Source organism: Agrobacterium sp. LY4, from assembly GCF_001526585.1.
Lineage (GTDB): Bacteria > Pseudomonadota > Alphaproteobacteria > Rhizobiales > Rhizobiaceae > Agrobacterium > Agrobacterium leguminum.
The window spans coordinates 756,880-771,105 of record NZ_ASYA01000001.1 but is presented as its reverse complement, the minus strand read 5'-3'; the positions used below and the strand labels follow the sequence as shown (position 1 = coordinate 771,105).

15 protein-coding genes are annotated in these 14,226 nt (G+C 60.6%); 9 read left to right on the top strand and 6 right to left on the bottom strand.

Translation table 11 applies throughout. The features are described from left to right. Positions 1-34: 34 nt before the first annotated feature. Positions 35-715, bottom strand: a complete 681-nt coding sequence (locus L904_RS03800; protein WP_035262986.1) for a GntR family transcriptional regulator — start codon at positions 713-715, stop codon at positions 35-37. 222 nt (positions 716-937) lie between these two features. Between L904_RS03800 and L904_RS03795 the strand changes: the two genes are divergently transcribed. From L904_RS03795 to L904_RS03785, 3 genes are all read left to right on the top strand, one after another. Beyond that, positions 938-1,627: an HAD family hydrolase gene (locus L904_RS03795; RefSeq protein ID WP_035262983.1), complete on the top strand. Its 690-nt coding sequence runs from the start codon at positions 938-940 to the stop codon at positions 1,625-1,627. A 71-nt stretch (positions 1,628-1,698) separates the two neighbouring features. After that, a complete protein-coding gene (locus L904_RS03790) occupies positions 1,699-1,977 on the top strand; it encodes a BrnT family toxin (RefSeq protein ID WP_035262980.1) in 279 nt (92 codons plus the stop codon). After that, positions 1,956-2,270, top strand: coding sequence for a BrnA antitoxin family protein (locus L904_RS03785; protein WP_035262978.1), 315 nt, complete (start codon positions 1,956-1,958; stop codon positions 2,268-2,270). Before L904_RS03790 ends, L904_RS03785 begins: the two co-directional genes overlap by 22 nt. 72 nt (positions 2,271-2,342) lie before the next feature. On the opposite strand, the gene L904_RS03780 is transcribed toward L904_RS03785, so the two are convergent. Further along, complete coding sequence (locus L904_RS03780; protein WP_035236805.1) at positions 2,343-2,882, bottom strand: hypothetical protein; 540 nt, start codon at positions 2,880-2,882, stop codon at positions 2,343-2,345. Positions 2,883-3,146: 264 nt separating this feature from the next. On the opposite strand from L904_RS03780, the gene thrC reads away from it, so the two are divergent. From thrC to L904_RS03760, 4 genes are all read left to right on the top strand, one after another. Further along, the gene (thrC, locus tag L904_RS03775) at positions 3,147-4,544 is read left to right on the top strand and encodes a threonine synthase (protein WP_003520498.1); all 1,398 of its coding nucleotides are present in this window, start codon (positions 3,147-3,149) and stop codon (positions 4,542-4,544) included. Positions 4,545-4,565: 21 nt separating this feature from the next. Beyond that, a complete protein-coding gene (locus L904_RS03770) occupies positions 4,566-5,864 on the top strand; it encodes a pitrilysin family protein (protein ID WP_003520499.1) in 1,299 nt (432 codons plus the stop codon). A gap of 93 nt (positions 5,865-5,957) precedes the next feature. Further along, on the top strand, positions 5,958-6,557 hold the full coding sequence (locus L904_RS03765; protein ID WP_003509108.1) for a GNAT family N-acetyltransferase: 600 nt from the start codon (positions 5,958-5,960) through the stop codon (positions 6,555-6,557). Beyond that, positions 6,554-9,469 (top strand): EAL domain-containing protein, encoded by a 2,916-nt coding sequence (locus tag L904_RS03760; protein ID WP_035262976.1) that lies wholly within the window; start codon positions 6,554-6,556, stop codon positions 9,467-9,469. Before L904_RS03765 ends, L904_RS03760 begins: the two co-directional genes overlap by 4 nt. Positions 9,470-9,664: 195 nt before the next feature. Here L904_RS03760 and L904_RS03755 read toward each other — a convergent pair whose 3' ends face one another. From L904_RS03755 to L904_RS03745, 3 genes are all read right to left on the bottom strand, one after another. After that, positions 9,665-10,759, bottom strand: coding sequence for a putative zinc-binding metallopeptidase (locus L904_RS03755; protein WP_020809071.1), 1,095 nt, complete (start codon positions 10,757-10,759; stop codon positions 9,665-9,667). 433 nt (positions 10,760-11,192) lie between these two features. Next, positions 11,193-11,384 (bottom strand): CsbD family protein, encoded by a 192-nt coding sequence (locus L904_RS03750; RefSeq protein WP_003521119.1) that lies wholly within the window; start codon positions 11,382-11,384, stop codon positions 11,193-11,195. 106 nt (positions 11,385-11,490) lie between these two features. After that, positions 11,491-12,096: a YqgE/AlgH family protein gene (locus L904_RS03745; protein ID WP_003521117.1), complete on the bottom strand. Its 606-nt coding sequence runs from the start codon at positions 12,094-12,096 to the stop codon at positions 11,491-11,493. 162 nt (positions 12,097-12,258) lie between these two features. Here L904_RS03745 and L904_RS03740 point away from each other — a divergent pair, with 162 nt between their 5' ends. Next, positions 12,259-13,107 carry a protein-disulfide reductase DsbD domain-containing protein gene (locus tag L904_RS03740; protein WP_020809072.1) on the top strand — a complete coding sequence of 283 codons (849 nt, stop codon included), beginning with the start codon at positions 12,259-12,261 and terminating at the stop codon, positions 13,105-13,107. A gap of 122 nt (positions 13,108-13,229) precedes the next feature. Continuing rightward, complete coding sequence (locus L904_RS03735; RefSeq protein ID WP_003521115.1) at positions 13,230-13,715, top strand: peroxiredoxin; 486 nt, start codon at positions 13,230-13,232, stop codon at positions 13,713-13,715. A gap of 146 nt (positions 13,716-13,861) precedes the next feature. Here L904_RS03735 and L904_RS03730 read toward each other — a convergent pair whose 3' ends face one another. Continuing rightward, a complete protein-coding gene (locus L904_RS03730; RefSeq protein ID WP_020809073.1) occupies positions 13,862-14,170 on the bottom strand; it encodes a Dabb family protein in 309 nt (102 codons plus the stop codon). Positions 14,171-14,226: the final 56 nt, after the last annotated feature.

The following is a 14,226-nucleotide window of genomic DNA, read 5'->3' as shown; positions in this document are numbered from 1 at the left end:
GGTGGGGCCGGAGGCGGACGGTCACGGGCCCGCCCTATCCGACGATGGCGAAGGCGTCGCGCACCGAGCCGGACGAGGTGCGGATTGCCTTGCGGCCGATCCATTGCACATGTCCGTCGAGGATACGCACCGCCTCTTCGGCGCGACCGCCACGCAGCGCGTCGATGATCGCGCGGTGATCGGTATCGGTGCGGCGCTCCCAGCCGGCGCGCCAGGCGGAAAACAGGAAGCGGGCGCTCGCCGCATGCAGACCGTCGATCGCCTCCATCAGGCGCGGCATGTTGCAGGGCGCAGTGATGAGGCGGTGGAAGCGGCGGTTGGCCTCCTCCCAATGCTGCACATCGACGGCGCTGTCGCCTTCGAGCGTCGCCGCCTCCGCCTGGTCGAGAATGGCGGGTGTCATGTTGGGAATGGCGTGGCGCAGCGCCAGAACTTCAAGGGCGGCGCGCATTTCCGCTACCTCGCGCACATCGTCAAGGCCGAAATCCGCCACCCGGACACCCCGGCGCGGAATGCTGGCGGCAAGCCCCTGCGCTTCCAGCCGGCGGAACGCCTCGCGCACCGGCACATGCGACGCGCCGAATTCGGCGGCGATGTGGTCCTGCCGCAACCTTTCACCCGGCGACAGCTCACCGCGAACGATGCGGTCGGCGAGCGTGCGGCTGATGCGTGCGGCAATGGTGTCTTCGGGCGTGGTTTTCTCTGGCTTGGGCATAACATCCCATAACGCATATGGCGCGGCCGTGTGTAGCTGTTTTTGCGCGAAAGAGTAACGCCAAGCCAAATATTCGAGGCGGCACAGTCGCTTACACGGGCCGACCGAGCTATGAGCCTGATGGGACCGACCTTTGCGGGTGAGCCGGTTGAGCTTGGCGCGGACATGGTCTAAAAGCCCGGCATCATTTTCTTCCAGCCAAATCCGATACAGGGAGCGCCCATGAGCGGCTTCGACCTCATTATTTTCGACTGTGACGGCGTTCTGGTCGATTCCGAAATCATCGCGGCGCAGGTGGAATCCCGCCTCTTGACCGAAGCCGGATATCCGATCTCCGTCGAGGAAATGGGCGAGCGCTTCGCCGGCATGACCTGGAAGAACATTCTTCTGCAGGTGGAAAGCGAAGCCAGCATTCCGCTCTCCGCCTCGCTGCTCGACAAGTCGGAAAAGCTGCTCGACATGCGGCTGGAACGCGATGTGAAGATCATCGAGGGCGTGAAATTCGCCCTGTCGCGCCTGACCACGCCGCGTTGCATCTGCTCGAACTCATCGAGCCACCGCCTCGACATGATGCTGACGAAGGTGGGCCTGAAGCCCTATTTCGCGCCGCATATCTATTCCGCCAAGGACCTTGGAGCCGACCGCGTGAAGCCGAAGCCCGACATCTTCCTGCACGGCGCGGCACAATTCGGCGTTTCCCCCGACCGCGTGGTCGTGGTCGAGGATTCCGTGCACGGCATCCACGGCGCAAGAGCCGCCGGCATGCGCGTCATCGGCTTCACCGGCGCATCCCACACCTATCCGAGCCACGCCGACCGGCTGACGGATGCGGGCGCCGAAACGGTGATCTCGCGCATGCAGGACCTGCCGGCCGTGATTGCGGCAATGACGGAGTGGGAAGGCGCTTTTTGAGTTGTGAAGGGGCTTCTTTCGTGATCTGAGTGGCAGCATTGATATTTTAATAAATGTAGCTACATTAATTCATGAAAATCATATCGGATGAGCACAAACGGCTCGCCAATATCGAGAAGCACGGCTTCGATTTTGAAGATATCGATGGGTTTGATTGGGAGAACGCCATCATCGAGAAAAGCCTGACCGAACCGGGAAGTTCGCGCTTCAAAGCGATCGGATATTTCCGGGACGGGACTATGGCCGTTGTTTTTGCGACTGTCGGGACAGAAGCAATATCCATCATCAGCTTCCGACGGGCGAGTTCCAGGGAAAGAAGGAGGTTGCCATGGCCAAAGTTGCAAAACTAAAAGAATTCAAACCCGGACGCGGCTATACCAAAGCGGACTGGGACGCCGTCGATTTCCCGGAAATGACGGATCAGGAACTGGCAAATGCACGCCCCGCCCGAGACGTTTTGCCTCCTGCTTTCTTCGAAGCAATTGATGAATACAGAAAGACGCGTGGCCGCCCGCCGGTGGACAAGCCGAAGAAACAGGTAACATTGCGCCTCGATGAAGACGTGGTGGAGCGTTTTCGCGAAGGTGGCAAAGGATGGCAGAGCCGCATCAACGAGGCCTTGCGAAAGGCAGCTGGTATTTAAATCCGTTGCCATTCAAAAAGAAACCGGAGCCCGCAAAAGCAGCCTCCGGTTTTTTACATTTCGCCCGTCAAATCACCGGCGCTTGGTCTTGGCCTTTGCGCCCTGCTCGGCGAAGCCGATGAAGACGCTGACAGACTTCGGTGCGCCACCCGGTCCGTTGGGGATGGCGACGTGGTCGTTGTTGAAGATGAACTGCGTGCCCGCCCCGCCTGCCGGAACATCGACGGCGAAGGCGGTGGTTTCGCCGTAGATCTCGCCGTCGCCGTCCTTCACCGTCACGCGGATCGGCACGGTCACGCGGCCGGGCTTGGCCATCGGGCCGGGAACGAGGCGGCCCTGGGCCAGCACGTTCACGGTGAGCGTCGATTCATTGGCGGTGCACGAACGCGTCGTATCGGACAGCGAGACCTGATAGGCGAGTTTCTGCGGATCGTCCTTCGCGCCTCCGGCATAGACGCGATGAACGGCGTTGGCATCGAGAACCGTCACGGCCGGGCAATTGGCCTGAACCACGGCAGCCGTCGGTGCGGCCTGCGCCGCCGGCGGGTTGACGGCAAGCGAGTCCGACGGGTTGGAGGAATTGCATCCTGCAACAACGACGAGAAGCGACATCGCGGCGGACAAACGCAAGAAATTCCCTGACACTCTTCTAAATCCTCTCCCTTGTCCCGGAACAGAACCGGAGACGCTGTTTATTGACCTTTCACCCAGGTTGGCGATGGTCTATAGCAGCGACGCCGGAAAAAATCGATTGGCATGTTCGGTTTTGCTTGAATTTTCAGAAAAGCCCTTCATTAGCTCGCCAATCGCCTCATTCCGGTGAGACGCTGCGGACAAAGACGCCGATCGCATCGGTAACGGATAAGGGACTATCTCGTGGAATATGTATCGACCAGGGGTGCGGCCCCTTCGCTTGGTTTTTGCGACGCGCTTCTGGCGGGCCTTGGCCGTGACGGCGGGCTTTATGTTCCGCGCAAATGGCCTTCCATGTCGAAGAAGGAAATCCGCAACCTGCGCGGCAAGTCCTATCAGGACGTCGCCTTCGAGGTTCTCTACCGTTTCACCGGCGGCGAGATTCCGGCAGACAAGTTCAAGGCGATGATTGACGACGCCTATGCGACCTTCCGGCATCCTGCCGTCGTGCCGCTGACGCAGACCGGCCCTAACACCTTCGTGCTGGAACTTTTCCACGGCACCACGCTTGCCTTCAAGGACGTGGCGATGCAGCTTCTCGCCCGCCTGATGGACTATACGCTTTCCGAACGCGGCGAACGCGCCACCATTGTCGGCGCCACCTCGGGCGATACCGGCGGCGCGGCCATCGACGCCTTCGCAGGCCGCGAGCGCACCGACATCTTCATCCTTTTCCCGAACGGCAAGGTCTCTCCGGTGCAGCAGCGCCAGATGACGACCTCGACCGCTTCCAACGTGCATGCGCTGGCGATCAACGGCAATTTCGACGATTGCCAGACGCTGGTGAAGGAGATGTTCAACGACGTGAAGTTCCGCGACGGCGTGAAGCTTTCCGGCGTCAATTCCATCAACTGGGCGCGCATCATGGCGCAGGTGGTCTATTATTTCACCGCGTCGCTTTCGCTCGGCGGCCCCGACCGGAAGATTTCCTTCACCGTTCCGACCGGCAATTTCGGCGATATCTTCGCCGGTTACGTCGCCAAGAAGATGGGCCTGCCGATCGACAAGCTCGTCATCGCCACCAATGACAACGACATTCTGGCGCGCACGCTGAAGACCGGCCGTTACGAGATGCGCGGCGTCAAGCCGACCACCTCGCCCTCCATGGACATCCAGATCTCGTCCAACTTCGAGCGCCTGTTGTTCGAAGCCTATGGCCGTGATTCCGCTGCGGTAAAGGCATCGATGGACGGCCTCAAGCAGTCGGGATCCTTTGAAATTCCGCCGCACGCGCTGAAATTCATCAAGAAGGATTTCCGCGCCGGCCGCGCCACCGAAAAGCAGGTGGCGGCAACGATCCGCGACACGCTTGAGAAAACCGGCTACCTGATCGACCCGCATACGGCGACCGGCGTTTTCGTGGCGGAAAAGCACGAAAAGGCGTCAAGCCCGATGGTCGTTCTGTCGACCGCTCACCCGGCTAAATTCCCGGCCGCTGTAAAATCCGCTTGCGCAATCGAGCCTGCGCTTCCAGTATGGTTAGCTGACATTATGAACCGGGAGGAGCGTTTCGACATTCTGGATGCGGAGCTCAAAGCCGTGGAAACCTTCATCGGCAAACACGCACGCGCCGGCAAATAGAGACGCGGAAAGACGTTGAGTATGAGAGTAAATGTGACCCGGCTTTCGTCCGGGTTGACCGTTGTGACGGAAAAAATGCCGCATCTCGAAAGCGTCGCTCTTGGGGTGTGGATCAAATCCGGTTCCCGCAACGAGACGACTGCCGAACACGGCATCGCCCATCTTCTCGAACATATGGCTTTCAAGGGCACGGCGCGCCGCACTGCCCGGCAGATCGCCGAAGAAATCGAAAATGTCGGCGGCGAAGTCAACGCCGCGACATCGACGGAAACGACCTCCTACTACGCCCGCGTCCTGAAAGACCACGTCCCCCTCGCCGTCGATATTCTTGCCGACATCCTGACGGAATCGCTGTTTGACGAAGACGAGCTGGAGCGGGAGAAAAACGTCATCCTGCAGGAAATCGGCGCGGCGACCGATACGCCCGACGACGTGATCTTCGACAATTTCTCCGGTGTCGCCTATCGCGACCAGACCATCGGCCGCCCGATCCTCGGCACGCCGGACACCGTTCAATCCTTCACCACCGGCCAGATCAGGCATTATCTCGCCCGCAACTACACGACGGACCGCATTTTCGTCGTGGCGGCCGGCGCAGTTGATCACGAGAGCTTCGTGAAGCAGGTGGAGGAACGTTTCGCCTCGCTGCCGCAATTGCCCATCGCCACGCCGGTGCTCGAAAAGGCTATCTATACCGGCGGGGAAATCCGCGAGACCCGCGACCTGATGGATGCGCAGGTGCTCCTCGGCTTCGAGGGCAAGGCCTATCACGCCCGCGATTTCTATTGTTCGCAGATTCTCGCCAATATACTGGGCGGCGGCATGTCCTCCCGCCTGTTCCAGGAAGTGCGCGAATATCGCGGCCTCTGCTATTCCGTCTATGCGTTCCACTGGGGCTTTTCCGATACCGGCATCTTCGGCGTGCATGCGGCCACCGGCGGCAACGACCTGCCGGAACTGGTGCCCGTCATTCTGGAGGAACTTCGCAAGTCCTCGCAGACCATCCACCAGGAAGAAATCGACCGCGCCCGGGCGCAGATTCGCGCGCAATTGCTGATGGGCCAGGAAAGCCCGGCCGCCCGCGCCGGCCAGATGGCCCGGCAGATGATGCTCTACGGCCGGCCCATCCCCAATGAGGAGATGATGGAGCGGCTTGGCGACATCACCCGCGCGCGCCTGACCGATCTTGCGGGACGACTGTTTTTCGATACAGTTCCGACATTGTCCGCAATTGGCCCGCTCGAACATCTGCCGCCTCTTTCCGACATCACTGCCGCGCTTTCCGCGCAGCAGCCCGCAAGGATAAAGGCGAACGGATAAACCGATATGAGAGCGGGATTTAAAGGCAAAGACCGCTCATCTTTTTCGCCATCCCGCTCGCGGATGGCGATGTCTGCCGCACAGGGATCGTGAATGCTGCGTTTTCTTTCCCGACATAGCGACACGCCCGAACTGCGCAGCGCCAATCACCTTCTCAGACTGCCGCGCTACGGCGATTTCAAGCAATGGCATGTGCTGCGCTCCGAAAGCCGGCAGTTTCTTCAGCCCTGGGAGCCGACCTGGCGGCCGGACGAGCTGACGGAAGGCGCCTTCCGCATGCGCGTGGTGCGCAACGGCCAGGAATTTTCCTCCGGCACCGCCGTTTCCTTCCTGCTATTCGAGAAAGAGACGCTGCTGGTCGGCGGCATCACCATCGGTTACATCCGCCGGGGTGCGGCGCAAAGCTGCATGATCGGATACTGGATCGGCGAGCGGCACGCCGCCCAAGGCCATATGTCTGCCGCATTAAAATTGGTAATACCATACATCTTTAACGGACTTCAGTTGCACCGTATCGAGGCAGCCTGTATTCCGGAAAACTTCAAAAGCATCCGGCTTCTCGAAAATGCCGGGTTCCAGCGGGAAGGCCTCCTGCGGGAATATCTGAAAATCAATGGCCAATGGCGGGATCATATGATGTTTTCCCTTCTTGCCGACAAGCAAAGCTCCGGCGGAACGAAGTACGATACATGACCTACAATCACACTGCGCCGTGCCTTGCGAAACGTCTGGCGGCAATCGCGCTGGCTGCGCCGTTTTTCCTGCTTTTCCTGCTTTTCTCTTCCTATTCCTACGCCTTCGAGCCGGTGAAGATTTCCCGTGACGACACGGCGCTCGACCTGACGGCCACCACCGATATCTATGCCAACCAGGGCGAAGCCTTTCAGGTCTCGACCGCGCCCGGCCCCGACGGCATTCGCCGCCGTATCGAGGTGCGCGCCAGCTCCACCGACCATCAGGGCGACTGGGCGGTTTTCGCACTCGCCAACGTCTCCGAAGAGCAGCTGGAGCGCGTGATCGTCGCGCCGCATTTCCGCCTCGTCAATTCCAAGCTGTTCTGGCCCGATCTCGGCTCGCAGCGCATCATGGCGATTACGCCGAGCGAAGGTTTCGCACTCGACCGGCAGCCGAGCCCGGATGCCGACGTGTTCCGCATCACCCTCAATCCCGGCTCCGTCATCACCTTCGTCGCCGAGCTTTCCACGCCGCAGCTGCCGCAGCTTTATCTGTGGGAGCCCGAGGCCTACAAGGACACGATCAACGCGTTTACGCTCTATCGCGGCATCGTGCTCGGCATTGCCGGCCTGCTGGCCGTGCTGCTCACCATCCTGTTCGTGGTCAAGGGAACCTCCGTTCTGCCGGCCTCGGCCGCGCTCGCATGGGCGGTGCTCGCCTATATATGCGTCGACTTCGGCTTCCTCGAAAAGCTCATCACCGTCACCTCAAGCGATCAGCGAATATGGAGGGCGGGCGCGGAAGTGGCGCTCGCCTCCAGCTTCGTGGTCTTCCTGTTCACCTATCTCAATCTCAACCGATGGCATGCGCATCTCGGTTATGCGACCTTTGCCTGGGTGGTGGGTCTGGCGCTGCTGTTCGGCGTGGCGATCTACGATCCCTCGGTCGCCTCCGGTATCGCGCGCGTGTCCTTTGCGCTCACCGCAACGGCCGGCATCGCGCTTATCGTCTATCTCGGTTTCAACCGTTACGATCGGGCGATTTTGCTTGTGCCTTCCTGGGCGCTTATCCTCGTCTGGCTGTTCGGCAGCTGGTTGACGGTGACGGGGCAGCTGGACAACGACATTGTGCAGCCCGCACTCGGCGGCGGGCTGGTGCTGATCGTGCTGCTGATCGGCTTTACCGTCATTCAGCACGCCTTTGCCGGCAGCGCCTATCAGCAGGGTCTCTTCTCCGATCTGGAGCGGCAATCGCTGGCGCTGACGGGCAGCGGCGATACGGTGTGGGATTGGGATGTGACGCGCGACCGCATCGTCACCACGCCCGATATTTCCAACCGGCTGGGGCTGGAACCCGGCGCCATGCACGGCGCTGCGCGCAACTGGCTGCCGCGCCTGCACCCTGACGATCGCGACCGGTTCAAGGCGACGCTCGACGTGCTGCTCGACCATCGCAAGGGCCGCCTCAACCACGAGTTCCGCATTCGCGCCGAAGACGGGCATTTCCACTGGCTGCAAATCCGCGCCCGTCCGGTTCTCGGCTCCAACGGCGAAATCATCCGCTGCGTCGGCACCATCACCGATATTACCGAGCAGAAGAATTCCGTCGAGCGGCTGCTTCAGGATGCGATGAACGACAATCTGACCGGGCTTCCGAACCGGCAGGTGTTCCTCGACCGCCTGCAATCGATCCTCAACCTGTCTTCCGACAGCGACGGCGTGCGCCCGACCGTGATGGCCATCGATATCGACCGCTACAAGCTGGTCAACGATACGCTCGGCATTGCCGCCGGTGACAATATCCTCATTGCGCTGACCCGTCGTCTGCGTCGTCTGTTGAAACCGCAGGATACGCTGGCGCGTCTTGGCGGCGATGAGTTCGGCCTGATCCTGACCTCGGAGCGCGATCCGCAGCGTGTGGCCGATTTCGCCGATGCGGTGAACAAGGCGATCATGGTGCCGATCAACTTCGCCAACCGCGAAATCATCCTCACCGCTTCCATCGGCCTCGTCTCGTGGATCGACCAGCAGGAAAGTGCGGCCGGACTCTTGAGCGATGCGGAACTCGCCATGTATCGCGCCAAGCGCGCCGGCGGCAACCGCGTCGAGCCCTTCCGTCCCGCCTTCCGCACGTCGGGCACCGACCGGCTGCAGATGGAGAGCGACCTTCGCCGCGCCATCGAGCGCAAGGAGCTGTCGCTGGCCTACCAGCCAATCGTCAAGCTCGACGATGGCGAGCTGGCCGGTTTCGAAGCTCTGATGCGGTGGGAGCACCCCAAGCGCGGCAATATTCCGCCGAGCGAATTCATTCCGATTGCGGAGGCCTCCGGCCTGATCGAGCCGCTCGGCATGTTCGCGCTGGAACGGGCGGCGACCGATCTGATGGACTGGCAGCACGCCATCGAGAAGATGCCGATCTTCATTTCCGTCAATATTTCCAGCGCGCAGCTGCTGAACAATGAATTGTACAATGACGTGCGCGGCATGCTGACCCGCACGCGTTGCAATCCGCAGCAGCTGAAGCTGGAACTGACGGAATCCGTCGTCATGGAGAACCCGGAGCAGGCGCGGCTGGTGCTTTCCAAGCTCAAGGAAACGGGCTTAAGCCTCGCCATGGACGATTTCGGCACCGGCTATTCGTCGCTCGCCTATCTCACCCGTTTCCCCTTCGACACCATCAAGCTCGACAAGGCGCTGGTGGCCAATACCAGCGACAAGCGCAACGTGCTCCTGCGCTCCGTCATCGCCATGGCGCGGGCGCTCGACATGCAGGTCGTGGCGGAAGGCATCGAAACGCCCGAGGATGCGGCCGAACTGGCGCGCATGAACTGCCATTTCGGCCAGAGCTTCCTGTTCGGTACCCCGGTTTCAGGCGATGCGGCGCTGAAGCTTCTGCGGGAGCGGTTCCAGCCGACGAAGCGGGCTTCGTAAGCGGAGTATTGGGTACATGGAAGCGAGGGGACGCAGTCTCCTCAAATTCCACGTCATCCTCGGGCTTGTCCCGAGGATCTAATCACGCATGCTAAAACTACCGACGGCAGATCCTCGGGACAAGCCCGAGGATGACGACGGAGAGGGCTAATGCTCCCCGGAACGTCTCGGATTTTCAATCTGCACGCCGAATATTTACTGAACCATCGTCACCGGCTGCGCATCCGCCGCCACCCTCCCATGCAGGAGGTCGTGAATGAATTCCATCTTCACCACCACCGGCGGTGTCAGCACGAAGGGATAGAGGTCCGCCTCCCCCATGCTGCGCTGGATGGAATTGATCGCGACGCTGAGCGGAATCCAGGCCTTGACGAGTTGTTCGGCGCTGCGGGCGTTGTATGGATCGAAAGTCACCTCCGCCGCCATTTCTTCATGCCCATCGGGATCGATGGCCACGCCGAAGGCCCGCGCCGTCTCCAGCGTATCGACGATATGCAGATAATGGGCGAAACACTCGGCGAAATCCTCCCAGGGGTGGACGGACGCATAGGAACTGATGAAGCTTTCCTGCCAGTCGGCACGCGGCCCCTCTTCGTAATTGCGTTGCAGCGCGGCGCCATAATCCTCGCTGTCGTCGCCGAAGACGGCGCGGCAGGCCTCCAGGCGGTTCTCATCCCGCACCAGCTTGTTCCAGATGAAATGCCCCACCTCGTGGCGGAAATGGCCGAGCATGGTGCGGTACGGCTCGTTCATATTGGCGCGGACCTGCTCGCGGGTGACATCGTCGGCTTCCGCGGCGCGGATCGCGATCAGGCCCTCATCGTGACCGGTCATGGCGGGAATGACGGAACCATCGGGCGCCACCTCGTCCACCAGAAAGTCGAAGACCAGCCCACCGGCCGGATCGGCATCGCGATTGGGATGCGGCAGGCCGAGCCGCAGGATCGAATAGAACAGATGCCGCTGCGCCTGGCTGATGCGACGCCATTGTGCGACGCCCTCATCCGTCGCGATGTCCGGCACCAGACGGTTGTGGCTGCAGGCCGGGCAAAAGGCGCTGTCGCTTTGCGCCGGCACTGACCAGTTGCAGATATCGTTCACTTCATTGGCACAAAACCGCACCTGTTTTTGCGGGTCCGCGACGATCTGCCAGTTCGGCTCACCCGCAGGTGCCAGCGCCTCCATGGAAAGCCGCTCCGGCACGAAGGCCAGACGATGACCGCAGGAAACGCAGAAACGATTGTCGAAATGGACCGGCTGGCCGCAGGATGCGCAGGAAAAAAGCTTCATCGATGAAACCCTTGCGATGGATCGGGTGGGTGGAGGTAACATACGATGCCAACATGCACCGTAGACGACAGCTGAAAATCATTGAAGCTCCTGCGCTCCGGGCTTACCCCCCTCTGTCCTGCCGGACATCTCCCCCTCAAGGGGGGAGATCGGCAAGACGCTCTTCCACCACTCCATTCTCAAGCATTGAGATGGGCGAGACCTCGCCTCAGGTCGATCTCCCCCCTTGAGGGGGAGATGTCCGGCAGGACAGAGGGGGTAAGCCCGGAGCGCAGGAGCATCAATGATTGGCAACGGTCGCCTACGGTGGCCACTATGAAGGGCGTAACAGGCGACCGCCTTCGGAACATCCCAGACGACAGGAGCGCATGTGCGGTCAACACATGCGCTCCGAAGCGCCGCATCGAAAGAGGCGCGAGACCGTTGGGCGAGATTACATGCGGTCGACGGCGCCCTTGACGGCGTCTTTCGCCTTGCCAACGCTGGTCTGTACCTTGCCCTTGGCTTCCTGGGCGGCACCCTTGGCGCGCAATTCATTATTGCCCGTCGCTTCGCCGACGTTCTTCTTCACTTTGCCAGCAACTTCATTGGCTTTACCGGCGATCTTGTCAGATGTGCTACCCATAATACTACTCCCTCGTTGAGCCGTACTGTCTGTCCGGCTTTCCGGGTGAGTAACGTCAGGGGTCGGGATTTGGTTCCAGCCAAAACGGGCGGGAACATGCAGGAGCTCAGGCGTGCCCGGCATCCGTGGAAAGCATGCGCGCATCGACACCCATGAGCGCCAGCGCCCGCTCGTATTTATTGTCCAGCCCGCGGTCGAAGATCAGCTCTTCCGCAGCGGGGCAATTCAGCCAGCCATTATTGGCGATCTCGTTTTCGAGCTGGCCGGGACCCCAGCCCGCATAACCGAGCATCATGGTCGCCCTTTGCGGACCGCGGCCGTTGGAAATGGCGCGGACGATATCGAGCGTTGCTGTCAATGAAATATCATCGCTGACCGGGATGCTGGATTCGCTTAAATAATCATCCGAATGCAGCACGAAACCCCGGCCGGATTCCACCGGGCCGCCGCACTGGATCGGAAATTCGCGGGTGCGGTTGGGCAGCATGATGGCGTCGTTGCTGTCCACCAGTTTCAGGTGCAGCAGAATATCCGTAAAGGTGATCTGCTGCGGCCGGTTGATGATGAAGCCCATGGCGCCTGCATCCGAATGGGCGCAGATATAGATCACCGAACGGGCAAAATTGCCGTCGTCCAGCCCCGGCATCGCGATGAGGAACTGACCATCGAGAAAGCCACGTTCGCGTTTGTCCATCAGGGTTGAAAAGCTCACCGGCGCCTCCAGCAGACCGCATTCCGTCGTTTAACGGAAAACGGCGTTCGCACTTCGACAAAGGACAGGATGCGGCATCGCGCCCGATCAATCAACCGAAAATGATGAACCGCACGAATTCGTAACTGGTCCGCCGGGCGATGTTGGGTTAGACGGGAAAGTATGAGCGCCAGAATATTCTTTCGATTTTCACATTTCCGTTTTGCAGCGGCATTTGCTGCCCTACTTGGCGGTGCTGAAGCCGCCCAGGCCGAGATTACCGACTGGGCGAGAAGCGAAGGCGGCCAGATGCGCGTGGCGAGCCTTGCCATGGATGCCGACGGCGTGGTGCGCGGCGTGCTGCAGATCGAGCCGAAGGACGGCTGGATCACCTATTGGCGCGAACCGGGCGAAGCAGGCATACCGCCGCAGATCACGCCAGATCCGGCAAGCGGCGCGGCGCTCACCACCATGGCCTATCCGGTTCCGAAGCTGATCGAAAACGGCGACATCACCGATATCGGCTATGACCACGCCGTCAGCCTTCCGTTTCAGCTGAAAGCCGCCGACCCGGCGGCAGGCGGGAAGATCGATCTCACCGCCTTCATCGGCGTGTGCCAGAATATCTGCATTCCCTTCGAGGCGAAGTTTTCAATCGAGCGCGGCAATGCCGGCGATGACGACCGCGAGGAACGGCGATTGCTGGAGGAGGCGCGCGAAACGCTGCCCGAGGCGGCATCCGACGATTTCAAGGTGATCGATTTCCACATCACACCCGACAAGACCATGCTCGGCGTGCAATTGCAGCTTCCGGAAAACGCGCCGAAGGAGACCGAAATTTTCATCGCCGGTCCCTCGGGCTTTGCCTATTACGAGCCGCAGAACCTGGTGCGCGACAAGCGCAAGCTCTCCTTCTACATGAACATCAAGGGCCTGCCGAAAACCTATCAGGTGCAGGGCAACAGCTGGCCTATCCTGGTCAAATCGGGCGACCGGGCCATGGAAACGATGCTCCATTTTCCAAAGCCCTGATCGGTTCGGCGGTCACGTTTGAGCGGCCGCGTCTGCAATGGAATTTCCTGCGAAAACCGCATGACACGTTTCATTTGGTTGCTCTATAGTCGCGCGAACCGAACGGCTACAGGAGCACGGACATGACCATCAAGATCGGTGAAAAACTGCCTTCCGCAACTTTCAAGGAAAAGACGGCCGACGGCCCGGTGGAAACCACCACGGACGCGCTTTTCGGCGGCAAGAAGGTGGTTCTCTTCGCCGTTCCCGGCGCTTTCACCCCCACCTGCTCACTGAACCATCTGCCGGGCTATCTCGAAAACCGCGACACCATTCTTTCCAAGGGCGTGGATGACATCGCCGTCGTCGCCGTCAATGACTGGCACGTGATGGGCGCATGGGCGCAATCCTCCGGCGGTCAGGGCAAAATCCACTTCCTCGCCGACTGGGACGCCGCTTTCACCAAGGCGCTCGGCCTCGACGCCGATCTTTCCGCCGGCGGCCTCGGCGTGCGCTCCAAGCGTTATTCGATGCTGGTGGAAGACGGTGTGGTGAAGTCGCTCAACGTGGAAGAGAACCCCGGCCAGGCGACGGTCTCTGCCGCTGCGGCGATGATCGAGCAGCTTTGACGTTAAGAAGAAGGCCTCTTGGCCCTAGATAAGACGTCATCCTCGGCCCTGTGCCGAGGATCTAATCACGTCCAATTCAATCGAGACGTTGCAGATGCTCGGGACAAGCCCGGCATGACGGAAGAGAGCGACGAGAAGCCGCGCTCTCAAACATTCATATCGAACACCAGAAGCCCGGCGAGACCGCCATCGGTGAGCGACACGAGACGTTCCCCCACTTCCATGTGCTTGGGATGGGCGAGATAGTCGTCGCGGGCCTCGGGGCTTTCCAGCGTCACGATGAAACCATCGACAAAACCGCCATTCAGCCCCTCGGGTGAGACATTCTGGCCGTATTTCACATCGACGATGCCGGGTATCACATCCTTCAGGGCAGCAATCGCCTCGAATATTGCGTGTTTTTCAGAAGAGGCCGTTGCAGCCTTGAAGCGTAGAAATACACAATGCAGGATCATCCGGATTTCTCTCCTCCGTTGGGCGCTACCGGAGCGCCCCTTGACGACAAGATAGG

Coding starts and splice junctions, on each gene's coding strand:
- L904_RS03750 (WP_003521119.1), bottom strand. CDS start 11,384: ATGGGTAGCACATCTGACAAGATCGCCGGTAAAGCCAATGAAGTTGCT.
- L904_RS03730 (WP_020809073.1), bottom strand. CDS start 14,170: ATGATCCTGCATTGTGTATTTCTACGCTTCAAGGCTGCAACGGCCTCT.
- L904_RS03735 (WP_003521115.1), top strand. CDS start 13,230: ATGACCATCAAGATCGGTGAAAAACTGCCTTCCGCAACTTTCAAGGAA.
- L904_RS03800 (WP_035262986.1), bottom strand. CDS start 715: ATGCCCAAGCCAGAGAAAACCACGCCCGAAGACACCATTGCCGCACGC.
- L904_RS03790 (WP_035262980.1), top strand. CDS start 1,699: ATGAAAATCATATCGGATGAGCACAAACGGCTCGCCAATATCGAGAAG.
- L904_RS03740 (WP_020809072.1), top strand. CDS start 12,259: ATGAGCGCCAGAATATTCTTTCGATTTTCACATTTCCGTTTTGCAGCG.
- L904_RS03780 (WP_035236805.1), bottom strand. CDS start 2,882: ATGTCGCTTCTCGTCGTTGTTGCAGGATGCAATTCCTCCAACCCGTCG.
- L904_RS03785 (WP_035262978.1), top strand. CDS start 1,956: ATGGCCAAAGTTGCAAAACTAAAAGAATTCAAACCCGGACGCGGCTAT.
- L904_RS03770 (WP_003520499.1), top strand. CDS start 4,566: ATGAGAGTAAATGTGACCCGGCTTTCGTCCGGGTTGACCGTTGTGACG.
- L904_RS03760 (WP_035262976.1), top strand. CDS start 6,554: ATGACCTACAATCACACTGCGCCGTGCCTTGCGAAACGTCTGGCGGCA.
- L904_RS03765 (WP_003509108.1), top strand. CDS start 5,958: ATGCTGCGTTTTCTTTCCCGACATAGCGACACGCCCGAACTGCGCAGC.
- L904_RS03795 (WP_035262983.1), top strand. CDS start 938: ATGAGCGGCTTCGACCTCATTATTTTCGACTGTGACGGCGTTCTGGTC.
- L904_RS03755 (WP_020809071.1), bottom strand. CDS start 10,759: ATGAAGCTTTTTTCCTGCGCATCCTGCGGCCAGCCGGTCCATTTCGAC.